15 protein-coding genes are annotated in these 16,784 nt (G+C 43.4%); 9 read left to right on the top strand and 6 right to left on the bottom strand.

All coding sequences use genetic code 11. From position 1 onward, the window contains the following. Nucleotides 1-82: 82 nt before the first annotated feature. From hisIE to AVJ20_RS03205, 9 genes are all read left to right on the top strand, one after another. The gene (hisIE, locus tag AVJ20_RS03245; protein ID WP_078189402.1) at nucleotides 83-865 is read left to right on the top strand and encodes a bifunctional phosphoribosyl-AMP cyclohydrolase/phosphoribosyl-ATP diphosphatase HisIE; all 783 of its coding nucleotides are present in this window, start codon (nucleotides 83-85) and stop codon (nucleotides 863-865) included. 9 nt (nucleotides 866-874) lie between these two features. Then, nucleotides 875-2,377 (top strand): UvrD-helicase domain-containing protein, encoded by a 1,503-nt coding sequence (locus AVJ20_RS03240; RefSeq protein ID WP_111884125.1) that lies wholly within the window; start codon nucleotides 875-877, stop codon nucleotides 2,375-2,377. A 46-nt stretch (nucleotides 2,378-2,423) separates the two neighbouring features. Continuing rightward, complete coding sequence (locus tag AVJ20_RS03235; protein WP_111884124.1) at nucleotides 2,424-3,827, top strand: ATP-binding protein; 1,404 nt, start codon at nucleotides 2,424-2,426, stop codon at nucleotides 3,825-3,827. Between the two features lie 343 nt (nucleotides 3,828-4,170). Next, nucleotides 4,171-7,011: a monovalent cation/H+ antiporter subunit A gene (locus AVJ20_RS03230; protein WP_111884123.1), complete on the top strand. Its 2,841-nt coding sequence runs from the start codon at nucleotides 4,171-4,173 to the stop codon at nucleotides 7,009-7,011. 1 nt (nucleotide 7,012) lies between these two features. Beyond that, nucleotides 7,013-7,378 (top strand): Na+/H+ antiporter subunit C, encoded by a 366-nt coding sequence (locus AVJ20_RS03225; protein WP_078192550.1) that lies wholly within the window; start codon nucleotides 7,013-7,015, stop codon nucleotides 7,376-7,378. Beyond that, nucleotides 7,378-9,186 carry a monovalent cation/H+ antiporter subunit D gene (locus AVJ20_RS03220; RefSeq protein ID WP_111884122.1) on the top strand — a complete coding sequence of 603 codons (1,809 nt, stop codon included), beginning with the start codon at nucleotides 7,378-7,380 and terminating at the stop codon, nucleotides 9,184-9,186. The genes AVJ20_RS03225 and AVJ20_RS03220 overlap by 1 nt, the downstream gene beginning before the upstream one ends. A gap of 1 nt (nucleotide 9,187) precedes the next feature. Further along, nucleotides 9,188-9,709 carry a Na+/H+ antiporter subunit E gene (locus tag AVJ20_RS03215; protein WP_111884121.1) on the top strand — a complete coding sequence of 174 codons (522 nt, stop codon included), beginning with the start codon at nucleotides 9,188-9,190 and terminating at the stop codon, nucleotides 9,707-9,709. Continuing rightward, complete coding sequence (locus AVJ20_RS03210) at nucleotides 9,706-9,981, top strand: monovalent cation/H+ antiporter subunit F (RefSeq protein WP_078192553.1); 276 nt, start codon at nucleotides 9,706-9,708, stop codon at nucleotides 9,979-9,981. The genes AVJ20_RS03215 and AVJ20_RS03210 overlap by 4 nt, the downstream gene beginning before the upstream one ends. A 12-nt stretch (nucleotides 9,982-9,993) precedes the next feature. Next, complete coding sequence (locus AVJ20_RS03205) at nucleotides 9,994-10,395, top strand: Na+/H+ antiporter subunit G (RefSeq protein ID WP_111884120.1); 402 nt, start codon at nucleotides 9,994-9,996, stop codon at nucleotides 10,393-10,395. Between the two features lie 17 nt (nucleotides 10,396-10,412). Here AVJ20_RS03205 and AVJ20_RS18300 read toward each other — a convergent pair whose 3' ends face one another. The 6 genes from AVJ20_RS18300 to rimP all read right to left on the bottom strand — a co-directional run bounded on the left by AVJ20_RS18300 (nucleotide 10,413) and on the right by rimP (nucleotide 16,569). Further along, the gene (locus tag AVJ20_RS18300) at nucleotides 10,413-10,796 is read right to left on the bottom strand and encodes a hypothetical protein (RefSeq protein WP_162689720.1); all 384 of its coding nucleotides are present in this window, start codon (nucleotides 10,794-10,796) and stop codon (nucleotides 10,413-10,415) included. Next, nucleotides 10,790-11,242, bottom strand: coding sequence for a tetratricopeptide repeat protein (locus AVJ20_RS03195; RefSeq protein ID WP_162689719.1), 453 nt, complete (start codon nucleotides 11,240-11,242; stop codon nucleotides 10,790-10,792). Before AVJ20_RS03195 ends, AVJ20_RS18300 begins: the two co-directional genes overlap by 7 nt. A 174-nt stretch (nucleotides 11,243-11,416) precedes the next feature. Beyond that, on the bottom strand, nucleotides 11,417-11,821 hold the full coding sequence (locus AVJ20_RS03190) for a ribosome-binding factor A (protein ID WP_111884117.1): 405 nt from the start codon (nucleotides 11,819-11,821) through the stop codon (nucleotides 11,417-11,419). Then, nucleotides 11,821-14,514 (bottom strand): translation initiation factor IF-2, encoded by a 2,694-nt coding sequence (infB, locus tag AVJ20_RS03185; RefSeq protein ID WP_111884116.1) that lies wholly within the window; start codon nucleotides 14,512-14,514, stop codon nucleotides 11,821-11,823. The genes AVJ20_RS03190 and infB overlap by 1 nt, the downstream gene beginning before the upstream one ends. A gap of 10 nt (nucleotides 14,515-14,524) precedes the next feature. Beyond that, nucleotides 14,525-16,009, bottom strand: coding sequence for a transcription termination factor NusA (nusA, locus tag AVJ20_RS03180; RefSeq protein WP_078192558.1), 1,485 nt, complete (start codon nucleotides 16,007-16,009; stop codon nucleotides 14,525-14,527). A gap of 35 nt (nucleotides 16,010-16,044) precedes the next feature. Continuing rightward, nucleotides 16,045-16,569 carry a ribosome maturation factor RimP gene (rimP, locus tag AVJ20_RS03175; protein WP_078192559.1) on the bottom strand — a complete coding sequence of 175 codons (525 nt, stop codon included), beginning with the start codon at nucleotides 16,567-16,569 and terminating at the stop codon, nucleotides 16,045-16,047. Between the last annotated feature and the right edge of the window lie 215 nt (nucleotides 16,570-16,784).

The following is a 16,784-nucleotide window of genomic DNA, read 5'->3' as shown; positions in this document are numbered from 1 at the left end:
TCATTCTCTTGATGGCTTACACTATAGTGCTGCTCAAATGCTGCGGCATTTATTTTTTGATTTTTGAATTGGTGAAATCCTCATGAACAACCTGCAATGGCTCGATGAAGTAAAATTTAACGAACAAGGCTTAGTGCCTGCTATTGCACAGCATCATCAAAGCGGGCGCGTATTGATGGTGGCATGGATGAACCGTGAAGCGTTGGCGCAAACTGCAGAAAAAAATCAGGCGGTGTACTTTTCACGTTCACGCAATAAGCTATGGCACAAAGGTGAAGAATCTGGCCATTTCCAAACCGTACATGAAATCCGTTTGGACTGTGATGCTGACGTGATTGTGCTACAAATTGAACAGCATGGCGGCATTGCCTGCCATACCGGCCGTGAGTCATGCTTCTACCGCAAGCTTACTGCCAATGGCTGGGAAATTGTCGATGCGCAATTAAAAGATCCGGCTGCAATTTATGGTGCAAAATCAGCAAATCCACATACCCTTGCGATGAATGCATCCAATGCGCAATCTGAGCAAGTCGAAGTACTCGACTACTTAGGTAAAATGATGGCTGAACGCAAACAAGCTGATCCTGAGTCCTCTTATGTGGCAAAGCTTTACCATAAAGGCCTCAACAAAATTTTAGAAAAAATCGGTGAAGAAAGTGTTGAAACCATCATTGCCGCTAAAGATTTCAAAATCGAAGCCAATGAAGACAACAAAAACGATTTGATTTACGAAGTAGCAGACCTTTGGTTCCATACCATTGTGATGTTGGGTTATTTCGATATTGATCCTCAATTGGTACTTAACGAACTCGCTCGTCGTCAAGGCCTTTCCGGTTTGGTTGAAAAAGCCAACCGTCAGCACTAAGACGCAACCGTGCCAGATCTTAAAAAACCGACCGCGACCTATGAGCAGGCCACCGCCATAGATAACGCACGTCTTGGTAAATCATTTAAAGTGATTGCCTATGCTGGCACAGGTAAAACCACCACACTCCAAATGATCAGTGATGCCATGCCTCAGCGGCGTGGCATGTACTTGGCCTTTAACAAAGCCATTGCCACCGAAGCACAGAATCGTTTTCATCAAAATGTCGACTGTCGAACCTTCCACTCATTGGCTTATCGTAGTGTTCCACGTGGAGTGACTGACAAACTGCGTCTACCACGTTTAAGTCCGAGTTTTATTGCCAAAGAATATCGACTAGAACCGATCACCTTACGTCGTATGATGGGCGGTCGTTATGAAAAATATGTACTCATGCCTTCGCGTTTGGCAAGTCTGGTGGCAAACGCTGTCAGTTATTTCTGTTCGACCAGTTCGCAATACCCTGCCCCACGACATCTACAAGCACCGAGTTGGTTGCATCCGGACGATATCGAAAGCTTACAAAAGCATTTGTATCCTGCCATTGAACGTCGTTGGTTAGAGTCGATTGATCCGAACCATGCAGCAGGGATTGGACACGATATTTATTTAAAACTTTGGGCTTTGTCTGAACCGAATATTCCTGCGGATTATGTGCTGTTCGATGAAGCTCAAGATGCTGACCCGCTAATGCTAGGGATTTTACTGAAACAGCGGAATACTCAAGTCATCTATGTTGGCGATGCGCATCAACAAATTTATGCATGGCGTGGCGCAGTCAATGCCATGCAGCAACTCCCTTTACCTGAATCCCGTTTAACCACGTCTTTCCGTTTTGGTGAAGAAATTGCCTTGAACGCCAATGCTCTACTGGGCGCATTGAACGAAACCGTGCCTTTATTGGGTAATCCGCAGCTCAACTCTAAAGTGGTCAATAAACCACATACCAAGATGCGCGATGCCATTTTATGTCGTACCAATGCACGTGCGATGGAACTGTTATTGGCGGGTTTGGTTAAGGGCGAAAAAGTTAGCCTGCAAGCAGATCATGCGCGACTCAATCGTTTTGTCGATGCTGCAGCCATGCTCAAGCAAGGCAAGCGCGTAGTCGATGTCCCAGAGCTTGCGTGGTTTAACTCATGGCATGATGTGCATGAATATTGTGAAACCAACGACGGCAGCGATATTAAACCGCTAGTGAAGTTGGTCGATGACCACGGTACTGACCCACTGAAAAAGGCGCTGGCGAAAATCACCCCAATTGATCAAGCCGACTACATCATCTCGACCGCCCATAAAGCCAAAGGTTTAGAATGGGATCGGGTACATATTGAAGATGACTACCAATTTAAGCTCAACGATAAAGATTATAAAATTAGTGACGAAGAGTTACGGTTACTTTACGTGGCTTGCACACGTGCTAAAGTAAGTTTAAATATCCATCATATTTATGACTTGATGCAGCACTTAAAACGTCAAATGCCCAAATCTTTGGCACAAGCGGTCAGCTAGTATGATGAAAAAGGTGAATAAACAATAAATCAGTAAAAGGTGCACCATGAAATTACAATCGATCCAACTCAAGCACACCCTTCATTTTACTGATATCACCCTCAATTTTAATTACCACGATCTGCCGATCACCTTAATTTTGGGTGATCAAAGTTCTGGAAAAACCTCCCTACTACGCTTTAGTTATCAGGCCCTCACTTGGTTTGCTGCACGCTATAAAGATTTACGTACCGCAGGCGTGGTAATGCTCGATCAAGACATCATGTTAAATCGCTTGCAATCGAAACTTGATATTCAAGTCAGTTTTCCCGAAGAGATTGGCTCATTTCAGCTTTCAAGTGATCAACAAGACCATGACCCACAATGTTGTTCATGGCAATTGTACAAAACCTTAAACAGTCAAGGCGTCGGTCTCAGTAAGGCCGAAACACAGCAATTAGAATCGATGGTTGCGCTGTATCAAAAAGCCCTCAAAGCCGATCCGTTACAAGGGTTGCCACTCATTGCCTATTACCCTGCTGAACGTTTCGTCAACGATGTGAATATTCTCAATAAAAATAATCCTGCTATTTTTCAGCCTTCGCATGCTTATGAAATATCGGCCATTCCCTTTACCACGTTTATTCGTTTTTTTGAGTGGTTTCGAGAAATATCCGACATTGAAAATGCGCAAAGTGCCGAATTAATTCACAATTTATTACATCCTAAAACCCAAGCCGATATACCCAACGCATCAGACACGCCTCTTTTTGGGCATAAACTAGCACAAGCTCAGGCCGATCTACACGCGCCGTCACTCAGATCATTAAAACAAGCTTTAGAGACCGTGTTGCCCGATGTGAGCAATATTTATCTGCAATATCACCCCAAATTACAGTTAATGGTCTGCTATCAAGGCAAAGACATGTTATTTCAACAGCTGTCGAATAGTGTGCGCAACCTTGTGGCCTTAATTGGTGATATTGTACGTCGCCTGTGTATACTCAATCCTCATAGCTTATATCCATGCCAAGAAGGTGATGGCATTTTATTGATCGACGCCATAGACCACCAACTCGATCAAAACATGACTCAAGTGATTTTGACCCGTTTAAATCAAGCGTTTCCACGACTCCAAATCATTGCCAGCGGCAACCGTCCTGAACTGATGGAACAAGCTTCTCGCTTTCAGTGCTTACAATTACAGAATAAAAAGCTCAGTGAGATTCAGCCTGAAAAACTACAAGAAACCTATGATCAAATTTATCAGCAGTTGCAACTCGGATCTAAACCATCGCTTCCACCTAAAACTGAAGAGACTGAATTAAATGAGCCGCTGAACCATCCGGATACCATCCAGCACATGTTGCAATTAATTCAGACACAACTGACCGAGCAACAGCAACAAGAATTGGTTAGGGCTTTATCACAGCGAGGTGATCAGGACGTTACAATCCAACCACTGAGTTAAAAATACTGAGGCTGATTGGCTGAGTATAATACACCGACTCGATGTTTAAATATTCAGCAACAAGGCCGCAATAGATGTCTAGACAGTTTCGTCAGGCGTATAATATGTAAGTGGTTCATAAAAAAGATTGATGTTGTTTTACGCATGTAATATGATCGGTTTTATTTGCAATTTTCATAGTAACATCGGAAATTGCTATCGCTTCACGAGTTGCGCAACACAGCTTGTTTTTAATTTTTTTTGACACACATGGCTTTCAAGATTGAATTTTTGGACTGCTCTTTGCTGTCCTGTAATCCTTGAAAGATGAAATACACCTAGGTTTCACCGCCTAATCAAGACAATGGATACGAGTGTGCTACCGATTATTATATTGTTACCGTTAATACTAGGCACAACACTTGTCTCGTGGTTGAAGCAATTCTCTCGCGGGGTAACAGCTTTAGGGGCGATTGGCGTCAGCCTCAGCAGTTTAGTTTTATTATTGAGTCAGGCTCAAGATGTATTTAATGGCAAAACCATCATTCAAACATGGCCATGGCTCACTCAAGTTGGCATTGATTTCAGTTTCCGCCTCGATGCACTGGGCTTATTGTTTTCCCTGCTCATTACCGGGATCGGCACCTTAATTTATATCTATGCCTACTATTATTTAAGTCCAAAGAATTCGCTCAGTAAACTGTATGTTTTATTGATGCTGTTCATGGCTGCCATGCTCGGCATTTCATTGTCTAATAATTTAATTTTATTACTCATTTTCTGGGAACTCACCAGTATTTCATCTTTCCTTTTGGTCGGTTATTGGAGCAATTACGACGCAGCTCAGCGTGGCTCTCGAATGGCTTTGACCATTACAGGTATGGGTGGTCTATGCATGTTGGGTGGTTTTGTTCTGTTGGCACAAATCACGGGCACCTATCAGATTGATCAAATCCTGACGATGAGTAGCCAAATTCAGCAGCATCCGCTTTTTGTACCCACACTGCTATTAATTTTAATGGGGGCATTTACCAAAAGTGCGCAGTTCCCTTTCCATTTTTGGTTGCCAAATGCTATGGCGGCACCGACCCCCGTCTCGGCCTATTTACACTCTGCCACGATGGTGAAAGCCGGAATTTTCCTGCTTGCACGCTTATTACCGATTTTTGCAGGCGCTGCGTTGTATCACAACTTGGTCACCTTTATTGGCTTATTTACCTTATGTATGGCGGCCTTTTTTGCCATTTTCAAAGAAGATTTAAAAGGGCTTTTGGCCTATTCCACCATCAGCCATTTAGGTCTGATTTTTTGCTTACTCGGGATCGGATCTCCCCTCGCAGTTGCGGCTGCCATTTTCCATATCATTAATCATGCGACCTTCAAAGCAGCCCTATTTATGATCGCGGGGATTATTGACCACGAATCAGGCACACGTGATTTACGAAAACTCTCTGGTTTATGGCAATTACTTCCGTTTACCGCAACGCTAACCATGATCACTGCGGCCTCTATGGCAGGTGTCCCATTAACCAATGGTTTCCTCTCTAAAGAGATGTTCTTTACTGAGCTTTTAGCCAATCTGACTGGGCCTGTGATGATCGTATCGGCCATCATTGCCACCTTTGCCGGTATCTTTGCTGTCGCGTATTCAGTACGTTTAGTTCACGGGGTGTTTTTTGATGGTCCACTGGGGAAAGAAATTCCCAATAAAGAAGCACATGAACCACCGTTTGGTATGCGCGCACCAGCAACATTACTGGCTGCTTTATGTATTTTAGTTGGATTATTCCCTGCCCTATTGGTTGAGCATATAGTCAACAGCACAGCACGTGCGAGTATTCAAAACCCTGCGTTTGAAGGTACACATTTAGCGATTTGGCATGGTTTAAATGCACCGCTTTTGATGAGTGTAATAGCACTATTGGGTGGTTTAATTTTCTACTTCGCATTGGCAAAGGGCGGCAAATTACGGCGGATCGACTTAGATCCATTTTTGGGTCGTTTGCAAGGTAAAGTGCTGTTCGACTTATTTTTAAAATATCTTTTACTCAGCTCAAGAAAATTCCGTCGCTTTACTGAAAATGGCAAATTACAAAGCTATGTATTGTGGATTTTAATCTTTAGTGTAGCCATCGTCATCGTTCCATTTTGGCTGCAAGGCATCGGCACAGGCAGTCGTGAACTGGTACATGCACCGGTCATCGCGATCGTTCTGTGGCTATTATTATTCTCTGCATGTTGGATGATGCTTTGGTTCCACCATGAACGGATTAAAGCCGTCCTCATCAGTGGTGCAGTCGGTCTGGTTGTGACCATGGTGTTTATCTGTTTCTCCGCTCCCGATTTGGCGTTAACACAGATTACTGTTGACGTGGTGACCACCGTGCTCTTACTCATGAGCTTATCGTTATTACCACAGCTCACCCCTTATGAGTCGAGCGTGTCACGTCGTTGGCGAGATGCATTGATTGCGATTATTGCAGGTCTAGGGATTGCATGGATTTCATGGTTGATCATGACCCGTGATCACAATTCCATTTCATGGTTCTTCATGCAGCAGTCTATCCCACTTGGTGGTGGTACCAATGTGGTCAACGTGATCTTGGTGGACTTCCGTGGTTTCGATACCTTTGGTGAAATTACCGTACTGGGAATTGCTGCAATTGGTACGCTATGCATGATGGATGGTATGCGTGCTCATGGCACCACCATTACGCAAGGTCTAACCTATCGTTTTAATCCGTCGCCACTGATGTTCCGTATTACCTCATCTTGGATTTTGCCTTTGGCCTTGGTGGTCAGTCTGTATATTTTCCTACGGGGTCATAACTTACCGGGCGGTGGCTTTATTGCAGGTTTAATTACCTCTTTAGCCTTAGTGATTCAATATATCGCGCTCGGTCAAGACCGTGCCGAACAATTGATTGGTGCAAAATCAGGTCGCTTATATGAAGTGTGGATTGGTATTGGTTTAACCATTGCGGGTTTGACAGGGATCGCTGCTTGGCTATGGGGCCGCCCATTCCTGACCAGTGCTCATATCTATGTCTCACCACCCATTTTAGGTGAAATGCACCTTGCCTCCGCTGCCCTCTTCGACACAGGTGTCTACATCACTGTTGTGGGTGCGACGATGTTAATGATTTCCGTCTTAGGCGACTCGCGTCACTCGAGTATGTCTGGTCCAGTTCCAAGAGGCGAATAAGATGATTAGTTTAGAATTTTTACTCGCTTCAGCCATTGGCTTACTGACCGCAACAGGGGTATACCTGATTTTGCGGGCACGTACCTTTCCTGTCGTGCTGGGTTTAGCCATGATTGGCTATGCCGTCAACTTATTTTTATTTGTCATGGGGCGTATTCATATCAACGCACCGGCTGTGTTAACGGAAACAACCAAAGCGACCGATCCTTTACCGCAAGCCTTGGTCCTGACCGCCATTGTGATTGGCTTTGCGACCACTGCGTTTATCGTACAATTGGCTCTGCGTAGCCGCTATGAAACCGGAACAGATCATGTGGACTCCAAAGAAGAAATACCGCAAATTGACCCGCGGGAGGATGAGCCATAATGCATGATTTCATCCAATTTTGGACTACCCACAGCCCGATTTTCAGTATTTTAATTCCTGCAATTACTGCATTTATTTTAGTCCTGTTGGGCAACCCCGGCTCTGGCTCGTTGGCACATGACTGGCGACAACCTTGGCGTCGTGGAATCAGCTATGTTTCTGGCATCCTTGGGCTGATCACATCTATCAGTTATTTGATGATCGCCAGCTCTGGCCAAGTCTTGGTTTATAACCTGAGTGAATGGGCCGCACCGTTTGGTATTGTCTTAGTTCTAGATCGACTCTCAGCATTCATGTTGGTGCTGACTTATGGTCTTGCTGTGCCAGTGATGTGGTTTGCCAGCAAAGAATGGGATGAGCGTGGTCGTTATTTCCATGCCATGTGCCATTTCTTACTGATGGGTTTGTGTGGTGCATTCCTAACAGGCGATTTATTTAACCTATTTGTCTTCTTTGAAATCCTGTTGATGGCATCGTACGTTTTGCTCTTACACGGCCAAGGCAAAGCACGTTTTCAATTGGGGATTCATTACGTCACCATTAACCTATTTGCCTCTGCCCTCTTCCTGATTGGACTCGGGATGATTTATGGCAGTGTAGGTAGCTTAAATATGGCAGATGTTGCACGACTTATACCTTTGCTTGAAGCCGATCAACATCGTATTGCTGTAGCTGGTGCATTGTTACTGTTTACCGTCTTTGGCATCAAGGCAGCAATGCTGCCTGTAGGGTTTTGGTTACCGAAGACCTATGCTGTGGCAACCACTCCTGTCGCAGCCTTGTTCACCATTATGACCAAGGTCGGCATCTATGCCATTCTCCGTGTTAATGGCACTGTGTTTGACGATGGGATTAGCCGTGAAATCTTACAGCAGTGGCTATTACCGATTGGTTTAGTGACGTCGCTCTATGGTGCTTATGGTGCAATCGGAACGGATCGTTTACGTCGCTTTGTCGGTTTTATGATTTTGTCTTCTATCGGCACAATATTGGTTTCGATTTCACTCTTTAATACGGATGCATGGGCTGCAGGACTTTATTACCTGATTCACAGTACCATTATTGGTGCAGCTTTTTATATTCTATCGGGTTGGATTACCTCACAACGCGGCGAATTTAAAGATCATTTTAAACTTGCGCCCCGCATGAAACAGCATAATACCGTTGCTGTCTGCTATTTCATCATTGCGTTGATGATGGCTGGTCTACCACCCTTTAGCGGCTTTTTGGGTAAAGTATTTATCTTACAAGCCACAGCCAATTCACCTTACCAAATCATGATTATTTTAATTGTTTTGTTGGTGAGTTTACTCAGTATCATGGCATTTACCCGCGTTGGTTTTGTACTTTTCTGGCGTTCATCTCGTCCAGAAGATGATATTGATACTGAAGAATATCAACGTTATCAGGCTTTGCCGAATAAGGCTCCGCTACGCAATGACAAGACCATTTATCTACTATTAACAGCGCTTGTGGGATATATGGTCTTTGCTGCACCAATCTATGACTATACCTACAAGACTGCGCAGCAAATTCAAGACAACCCATTATATGAATCGTTGCTATTGAAAAAGGATAAAGAAGGTCAAATTATCAGTGTTCAACCTTATGATCCTGAAAATTTACCTGAAACCAAATATGGTGGCGAATCAGCGGATCCAAATGCACACCTCATCCCTGCATTGATTGCGCCTGAAACCCTAAATGGCGAACATATTTCTGAATATAAGCGACGCCAAATTCAGGGACAGCAACAAGAAGAAAAATTGCCTGAAGAGACCCAGCTGAAACCGATGGAGGTACCTTAACATGGCGACACTATCTTTATTTAATCGCTGGTTTCCGCATCCATTGGTATCAGTCATGGTTGGTCTGAGCTGGGTGATGTTAGCGCACAGTTTAGATGCGGCCACACTATGCATGGCCTTGGTTTTAGCCATTGTTATTCCGCGAATGGTTCGCCCTTTTATTGATCGAACACCGAATATCAACTGGCTGGCAGCATGTAAATTATTCTTTGTAGTGTTATGGGATATTATTGTCAGTAATATCCATGTTGCAAAACTCGTCCTTGGTCCGACACATAAATTGCATCCGAAATGGTTCCGTGTTCCTCTCGATACACAGCATGAAGAAGTCAATTCTCTGCTTGCGATGATCATCACCACGACACCCGGTACGGTGTCTGCCGGAATTGACCAAGACCGTGGTGATATTTTGGTCCATGCTCTGAGCACGGATGATCCTGAAGCAGAAATTCAAACCATTAAAGAGCGCTATGAACGCCCTCTCATCCTCATTTTTGGCGCTGATACAGGAGAGTCTGCATGACAATTTTACCTTATGCGCTTGGCATTTGTTTAGTTGCGGTGACGATCTCGATGTTACTGTGCCTCATCCGCTTGGTGATGGGACCTTCAGTTGTGGACCGACTACTTGCTTTAGATACTTTGTTCTTAAATGCCACCTGCTTAATCGTCATTTTAGGTATTTATTGGGCAAGTACATCAATGTTTGAAGGGGCTTTATTGGTTGCCATGCTGGGGTTTGTATCTACAGCTGCTTTAGCGCGTTATTTCACTACTGGCCACGTCATCGACTAGGAGTCCTTTAATATGCAATTAGTCATGGAAATTTTGGTCTCGATTTTTTTGGTGATTGGCGCTTTTTTCATGTTGGTCGGCGGTATTGGCATGGTTCGCCTACCTGACTTATTTATGCGACTGCACGCACCGACTAAATCAAGCACCTTAGGTTTAGGAAGTTTTCTAATTGCTGCAATTATTTATGCAGCATTTCAAGGCCGTTTTGGATTTGCAGAAATCCTGATCACGCTTTTTGCTTTTATCACTGCACCGGTTTCTGCAAACCTCATGGCACAAGCGGCATTACATTTACGACTGCGCTCGATGAGTGGTGATGCACCAGAAGCGCTTAATCGCCCTCTTCCTTGGCAGCGAACTCGGCGCCGTGCATTTCACTCTAAACGCCATTCAAAACCGGAGGATCTGGATTAAATCTAGATCCAGTTTGATTATGCCTTCGAGCTAAAAAATTCTTTAATTTTCATCCATAATTTCTCAATTACATTCCCTTGAGCCATATATTGCAAACGTTTTTGGTTATAAGGTGTTTTTTTTAAACCATACTGCCTAGCTAAATCAATCAGTAAATTAGTCTCAAAACTACTTTGAAAATGATCAGACCATTTAGGCTGATATTGACTCATCTCAAGATTCGCCAATTCATAAAACAGCTGTGCCATCACGGCATCCTGTCTTGAAACAAAATTTTTCCGCTCATTAATCTGTAAACTAGCCTGCTCTCGTATAGCATCATATTCTGCTGTTCTGAGTTTCCGCTGATTCTTCCAGTGTGCATCGGGTACATAACCTGTTCCACAATATACATTCAACAATAGATATTCATGAAAATATTTTGCTGTCGCACTTTTTCTTTGGCTGTTAAAATATTCAGATGAATCCATTCACTCCCAAGGTGAATCGTTGGATCACGTTTCATACCTTCAGCAATCCATCTTTTGGCCTGTGGAATATTGCCAATCAACTCATATGCAGTACCTAAATTCACTGCAGTCTTTGGTAAACCTGGATGCTCTTTTTCAATTTCACTTAAAACCATAATGGCTAAATCGTATTTACCTGCATAAATCTGATGTACGGCATAATCATTTTCTGCCTGATAGTCTATTGGGCTAGGATGCCTTGATACAAAGTTATTCAATTTCTCGTCATGATGTTCTTCGCGTTGATTTTCTTTTTGTGAATCAGATGTATAAAAATCTTCTACATAGGTATTTAAACATGCCCAACTTGGCATAGTAATAAATAATGCGCTACTCAAAAGGATTATTTTTTTCAATTCATTATTTTTACAGATTGGCGGATTAAATATCATGTTCGACCTGTCTTTCATTGGCATATTATAATTTTAAAGTGATTGAGTTTTTAAATTACCGTTATTCAAACATAAAAAAGCCACCCAAAGGTGGCTTTTTTCATTCAGCGAACTGAATTATTAATCATCTTTTTTTGCTTCGTCAGTAGGAGGTAAGTCCTTGACCGCTTCCGCAATTAGACCAAACATATAGTTGCCATAAGCATTTGTTTTGTCGTAATGGAAACGCAAACGTGGCGTAATACGTGTTTTGATACGACGGCTTAGTTCATGACGCAAGAAACCAGATGCTTTATTCAAGACATCTAAAGTCTCTTTATTTGCGGCTTCACTTTGCTCATCGCCTAGCTCACGACCCATTACAGTCACATAAACTTCGGCATATCCTAAGTCTGGGCTCACCTTCACGGCAGAGATGGTCACGAGACCACCTAAGCGTGGATCTTTCAGCTCCTGACGGATCAGTTCTGACAACTCACGTTGTACTGTATCCGCCATACGCTTCAGACGTTGACTACCCGCCATTAAAGACTCCGTTTAATCAATTGAACATCGTACACTTCAATCTTATCTTGTGCTTTGATGTCTTTATAGCCTTTCACCGCAAGACCACATTCCATACCGGCACGAACTTCTTCAACCACATCTTTGTAGCGACGAAGAGATTCAAGCTCACCTTGGAATACCACCACGTCATCACGTAATACGCGAATCGGTTTATTACGGTGTAATGTACCTTCAAGTACCATACAACCTGCAGCAGCACCGAATTTACTTGAGTGGAACACTTCACGTACTTCAGCCACACCCAGAATTGTTTCACGGTGTTCAGGCGCCAATTTACCGCTCATCGCATCTTTCACATCATCAATTAATTGATAGATGATCGAGTAGTAACGAATGTCGATACCATCAGCATCAGCTTTTTGACGTGCAGTATTATCAGCACGTACGTTAAAGCCGAGAAGAACCGCTTCTGATGATTCAGCAAGTGTTACGTCAGACTCAGTGATCGCACCAACACCTGAACCAATAATACGTACTTTCACTTCATCAGTTGCAAGTTCAGCAAGTGCAACGTGTAATGCTTCCAAAGTACCACGTACGTCTGTTTTCAATACCACGTTGACAATAGGCACATCTTTCTTGCCCATAGACGCCATGATATTTTCAAGACGCATCGCAGATTGACGCTCAAGTCGTTTTTGACGTTCACGATCCATACGCGCATCAGCAACTTCACGTGCTTTTTTCTCGTCATTTACAACAAGAACTTCATCACCTGCCATTGGCGCTTCTGGTAGACCCAAGATTTCCACAGGAATCGAAGGACCAGCAGATTTAATACGTTGACCATTTTCATCTGTCATCGCACGTACACGACCGTATGACGAACCTGCAAGAACAAGGTCACCCACTTTCAATGTACCGTTTTGAACAAGAATCGATGTTACCGCACCACGCCCTTTGTCTACACGTGCTTCAATTACAACACCTTGTGCTGCACCCTCTTCAGATGCTTTAAGCTCAAGAAGTTCGGCTTGAATTGAGATCAAGTCTAGAAGCTCGTCGATACCTGCACCGCTGTGCGCAGAAACCATTGCTACTGGAACGTCACCGCCCCATTGCTCAGGTACGATTTCTTTCGTCGTCAACTCATTCAATACGCGATCTGGATCAGCAGACTCTTTATCCATTTTGTTGATAGCAACAATAATTGGGGTACCTGCTGCACGTGCATGGTCAATCGCTTCCGCAGTTTGTGGCATAACACCATCATCTGCTGCAACAACCAACACTACGATATCTGTAGATTTCGCACCACGTGAACGCATTGCAGTAAATGCTGCGTGTCCCGGTGTATCTAAGAAAGTAATAATACCTTTTTCAGTTTTCACATGGTAAGCACCAATATGCTGTGTGATACCACCTGCTTCACCTGCAGCCACTTTAGAGCGACGAATACGGTCAAGAAGTGATGTTTTACCATGGTCAACGTGACCCATAATTGTCACAACTGGCGGACGAGTGGTTTGGACACCACGCGCTTCTTCAGCTGCTTCAAGTAAGTTGTCTTCTGCTTGTGTATCCGAAACAAGTACTGGATTGTGACCCATTTCTTCAACAACAAGTGCTGCAATTTCTTGATCAATCGCTTGGTTTTGAGTAACCAATTCCCCCATTTTCATGAGTGATTTGATAACTTCGCGAACTTTAACCGCCATTTTCGCAGCCAAGTCAGCAACAACAATTGTTTCACCAATTTCAACATCATAAACTTGTTTTTTAACTGGTTTTTCAAAGCCATGCTTGTTCGCTTGACTTGTTTTTAAACCACGTTTATGTGAGTTATCACGGAAAGATTGCTCTTCGCCACGACGACCACCTTTTTTAGGTGAACGTGAATTGTTGGTATTGGTACCACGTTTAATTTCACGGTCTTCTTTCGCAAATGAATCTTCATATGCCTGACCTACAAGGCCGGCAGCAAGCGGAGAATCATCTACAACACGAATGGTCGCAGTAGTGTCTTCGTTAGAATACTTAGACGCCATTTGACGCATTTGCTCAAGCGTACGTTGTTGCGCTTCTTCAGCGGCTTTACGACGCGCCGCTTCTTCTACAGCTTTCAATTGTGCTGCTTGAGCTTCACGTGCTTTTTTCTGTTCTAGAGTTTCAACAGGTTTTGTAATTGGCTTGTTGTTTGACTTACGTTTTACAACAACCGCAGCTTTCGGTGTTTCTTGCTTCGCATGTTCTTGCTTCGCAGCAGCACGCATTGCTTCTAAAGCTTGTTTCGCTTTAGATACTGGTTGTTGCTTCGGTTCTTCAGCTTTCGCTTCAACCTTAGGTTCCTGTTTACGTGCTTGTTGGTCAGCTTGTGCTTTCGCTAATGCTTCAGCTTTAATTTGCTCAGGATCCGGTTTAACAAATGTATGTTTCTTACGAACTTCTACATTAATCGTTTTTGCCTTGCCCGATGTACTCGCCACTTTAGCAGTACTGGTAGTTTTACGTTTCAACGTGATTTGTCCTGCATTGCCCGCATCCTGACCATGAACTTTTTTCAAATGGTTAACGAGGGCATTTTGTTGTTCAGTGGAGATAATATCGTCAGGTTTAGTTTGTGGTAAACCCGCATCACGAACCTGTTCCAGCAGCTTCTCAACTGGACGACCCACGCTGAGAGCTAACTCCTTAATCGACTTGTCCGTCATATATTACCTCCTAGTTAAACCATGATTCGCGCGCTTTCATAATAAGTTGACCTGCTTTTTCAGCACCTAAACCTTCGATATCAGAGATATCGTCAGTGGCTTGATCTGCAAGATCATCTACAGTTACCACACCGCGAGCGGCAAGCGCATATGCGATTTCTTTAGTCACGCCTTCCATTGCAGCAAGCTCTTCGCTTGGCTCTTGGATGTTTTCTTGTTGCTTCAATGCATCAGCCAATGCGATTTCTTTTGCACGACCTTGTAGCATTTCAACAGTTTCAGCATCAAGTTCGATCTCATCGAATGTTTCCGCAGGAACATACGCGATTTCTTCTAATGATGTGAAACCCATTTCAACTAACGCCATCGCTAAGTCTTCATCAATATCTAGACGTGTAACAAACATATCTAAATATTGTTGCGCTTCGTTTTGTTGGCGTGCGTGATATTCTTCTTCAAGCATCATATTGAGCTTGTAACCAGTCAATTCAGATGCTAAGCGTACGTTTTGACCTTGAGAGCCAATTGCACGTGCTAACTGATCACTCGTTGCAAAAATAATATCTGCAGTACGTTCTTCTTCATCAATCACGATACCTGATACATCAGCAGGCTCTAGAGCACTTGCAATGTACTGTGCCGCGTCATCAGACCAAACGACTACATCAATACGCTCACCATTTAACTCTGATTGAACTGCTTGGATACGTGTACCACGCATACCAATACATGCACCTACAGGATCAATACGGTGATCGTTTGTTTTCACAGCGATTTTAGCACGAACGCCAGGTTGGCGTGCAGCAGCCTTAATCTCAATGATTTCTTCAGCAATTTCAGGAATTTCTTTCTTCATCAATGCAATGAGCATTTCTGGTTTAGAACGAGAAAGTAATAACTGAGCACCACGGCCTTCACGGTTTACGTTAAACAAAATCGCGTTTACACGTTGTTTAGGACGTAGAATTTCTTTAGCGATCATTTCTTCACGCGCAAGATATGCTTCTGCATTGTCACCTAAATCAATGATAAAGCCATCTTTGGTTTGTTTTTTCACTTCACCGTAGATGAGTTCACCAACTTTAGATTCGTAAGCATCTGCAATTAGCGCACGCTCTGCTTCACGTATTTTTTGAACAATCACTTGTTTCGCAATTTGTGCCGCAATACGACCAAAATCAATCGATTCAACTTCAAGTTCACGGATATCCCCAATTGCCCATTTTGCAGGATCTACATCAGAGATCGCATCTTGGCATGCTGGCATTTCGTGATCTTCGTCGGCAACCACTTCCCATTGACGGAAAGTACGGTAATCACCAGTACGACGGTCGATTTCTACACGTAGACGAGCTTCTTCCGAGTGAGTTCCCTCGTAGAATTTCTTCTTAGTCGCTGCAACTAAAGCTTGTTCAAGCGCTTCAAAAATTGCATCACGACTTACACCTTTTTCGTTACTAACCGTTTCTACTACGGTAAGAATTTCACGAGCCATAAGTCACCTATTCGTTCAGATTCTTATTTATTAAATTAATCTTGGAAAACCAGATTTGCTTTATCAATATTGTGGCTGTCAATATCCAACACTTGTTGCTTTTCAACTTCAACCTGAATCATTTCGTTCTCAAGGTCTACGTTTACAAGTTTGGCTTGGAATTTACGACGATTATCTACAGCACTGATCAAACGCAAAGCGACTTGCTGACCAATGTATGCCGTCATTTGTTCCAATTTAAAGAACTGACGATCCCAACCTGGAGATGACACTTCCAATGCATATTCGCCTGAAATTGGATCATGTACATCCAACATCGCACCCACTTGCTGAGTGACACGAACACAGTCCTGCACGCCGATACCACGGCCTTGCTCAACTTCGCCATCTTCATTGATGACAGGTTCTGCATTTTCATCAACTTCACGGTCGATATAAATACGTAACAGTGAACGTTTTCCTTGAGGTTGGAAATCAATCCCCCAAAGTTCTACATCACATGCTTGCACCGCTGGGGCAATTAAGTCCTGAAGTGCTTGAGTTTTATTTGATAGCTTCATTTACTCTCGTCAAATTTGTGCGATTCGATGGTCGAAATGACCACTACAGACCAATGCGAAACTATAGTAGTAGTGAAACATGACGGTTTGACCAAAATACTGTCGACACTACACGATAGCCAATAAAAAAGGGCGTAAATCGCCCCATTATTACACAGAAAACCATAGTCCACTGTGCAAAAAGGCCCACCTAGTTGTGAGCCTCTTTTAGAAAC

It is taken from the genome of Acinetobacter sp. CFCC 11171, assembly GCF_003268405.1.
GTDB classification, from domain to species: domain Bacteria; phylum Pseudomonadota; class Gammaproteobacteria; order Pseudomonadales; family Moraxellaceae; genus Acinetobacter; species Acinetobacter amyesii.
The sequence above is the reverse complement of the archived record's forward strand: the minus strand, read 5'-3'. Positions and strand labels throughout refer to the sequence as shown.